The sequence below is a fragment of the Vibrio sp. genome (assembly GCF_038138445.1).
GTDB lineage: Bacteria > Pseudomonadota > Gammaproteobacteria > Enterobacterales > Vibrionaceae > Vibrio.
The window spans coordinates 1-2,307 of sequence record NZ_JAYQDQ010000175.1 but is presented as its reverse complement, the minus strand read 5'-3'; the positions used below and the strand labels follow the sequence as shown (position 1 = coordinate 2,307).

2 protein-coding genes and 1 pseudogene are annotated in these 2,307 nt (G+C 42.7%); all 3 read right to left on the bottom strand.

The genetic code is table 11. The features are described 5' to 3' along the window. The coding region (locus AAFM34_RS20785) for a trypsin-like serine protease (RefSeq protein WP_341666163.1) at window positions 1-809 on the bottom strand (809 nt) is incomplete at its 3' end. A 325-nt stretch (window positions 810-1,134) separates the two neighbouring features. After that, entirely contained in the window at window positions 1,135-1,710 is a 576-nt protein-coding gene (locus tag AAFM34_RS20780; RefSeq protein WP_341666161.1) for a hypothetical protein, read from the bottom strand. A 16-nt stretch (window positions 1,711-1,726) separates the two neighbouring features. Then, window positions 1,727-2,307, bottom strand: a pseudogene (locus tag AAFM34_RS20775) (hypothetical protein); the annotation flags it as partial.

The window sequence follows — 2,307 nt, the reverse complement described above, 5'->3', positions numbered from 1 at the left end:
CCTGACGCGCTGTTAGGCGCAGAAACATCATACGTACACGTTTCAAATGCCGAGAGTGTGTGACCAACACAGCTTCCACCGGTTAAGGTAATATCACCTGTGGTATACGCACTGTCAGCAACGCCACCTTGATGCAAAGACTGCACTTTAATGCTGATGTTACCATTGCCTGTTTTCAGTGTAGGGTAATGCCAGCCATTAATCTGCTCTAGCAGCCAGTCTTTGACAACGTATAAACTCGTCGCCAACATGGTTCCATCAGCACCTGAATTGTGAATAGCCACAATATCGCCATCTTGATTTAACCATGGGCCGCCTGAGTCTCCGGCTTCTGTAATACCAGCGCCAATATCTTTTGTGCTATACCAATTAGTATTTGAAGTGCCGAGTATATCTATTTGCGTCTTTGCTACATTGAGTATTTGGCTGCCTGCAAATCCATAAATGTCAATATAGTCTCCGTTACTAACGGGTTCAGAACCAAGGTTAGCTATAAAGTGAATATCCTCTGTGAAGTGAATTTGTTCTAAATTCCAGACAGCAACATCAGGCCCGTTTGGGTCACCAATCCCTCCAGGGTGATTATTGACGACTGCGTTCGACCAACTACCATCAGAAAAAGCAATATTTCCCTTTTGTAATTCACAATGGCCTGCTGTTATAAGATACTTACCTCCTAACAGAGTGCCTGTGCAATTGAATGTTGCTAGATCAGCGTTTTCAGTCCAACTGTGAGGTGTTCCATTTTCTACAGCCACTGCTGAATAGGAAGCTATCGTTAACGCAATACTGGCTAATTTTTTATTCATTATCTATCTCGTCACTAAGCAATTAGTGACATATTAAGGTTAAATATATTTAACTGTCAAGGCGCTATTTCTTTTGATTTTTAAGATTAGGTAAGCCATTTAGCATATCAATATACGACTGTGCCCTTTTATGACCGTGTTCTACCTCTAAAGCGATTTGATGTATTCGAGTTGCAGCCGTATATCCCCAACGTTTAGAGAGGGTGATTGGAGTCCATCCTTTTGATTCATATAATCGTTTGAATTCATCTTTAGTCAAAATAAAGCCCTAATAGAGGTGAGACAAGTTGCATTCTAGCAGGGCGTTCCGTCAAATCAATTTGGCTTATCGAAACTCAAGCCAACTCGTTATGCCATATCCAGCCCCACGAAGGTTGCGAACACTGACTTGGTAACTTCCTCCCGCAGGAACTTCCATGGTAATAGTTGCTCCCCCTCCAAAGTCTCCAGAATAGATACGACCATATCGAATCCCGTTAACATAAGCGATCATCTCCTCCCAACGCTCCCCCCTTGGGGTGACTGCAACAACAATGGGGTGGCTGGTTGTGTTCCAATAGACTCCATTATTACCTCTAGATCCAAGTAGGTTGTACCATGCACGTGTATCTGAAGTACTTGTTTGTACAGAGAGTTCACTACTAGTAAACCCATGGGTTCTGGGAGTGTGAGGATTGGCAAGTTTTAACTCTTCATCTTGCTGAATTGCATCTTCATATGTCACTTTTGCCGATGCAATACTGCACGTGAATGTAAGAGCAAGAAAAATAATACTCAGGAACGTCATAATGGACGGTAGTTCCCTAGAAAAAGCTCTATAGAAGTGTTGATAACTATGTAAATCCCGCTTATCCGTTTTTGTTGAATATTGGAAGTATGATTCTTTAGTTATTTCTCTCATGTGATGTTTCCTATATTTACTTACACTGCAAAGAGAGCGTGACTAGTCCCAAATGTAAAGCCACGTTCGCACCATCTGAATTACGCTTGGCACCCACATCTAATCCAACTTGCACATGGGTCTCTGTCTCATTAAGTTTGTAAGCTCGTTGCATACCAGTGAGTGTGTGATATCTGTCCGTTAGAATCTCTGTAATTGACAGGCTAGTAATTATCTTCTTATTGATTGGACATTTGGGCTTTTGGACCCAAGTTCCGTGAGCAACGGTATAAATATCGGTTAGCCGGCTCACCACTCCCTTTTGAGAGCCATCATAATTGTGGATAAACATATCTTTTATGTTTGTAATTGCATAGTCTCCCCCCGTATCCCAATCCCCTTCTAAGGGCGTCGAGCCATCTTTCTGTAGATATTCTCGATATTGCAGCGTTTTGGTTAAGGGCTTGACGGTAATACGAATATCAAAATTGGGCATGACACGCGCCCCTGGAAATTTCAATAATGCCGCTTTCCAACTGCCATAGGTACCATCGTCGGGCAGCTGGCCAATCGGAACGGTAATGTAATATCGTCCTTGTGGGATAGGCAGAATCGTCG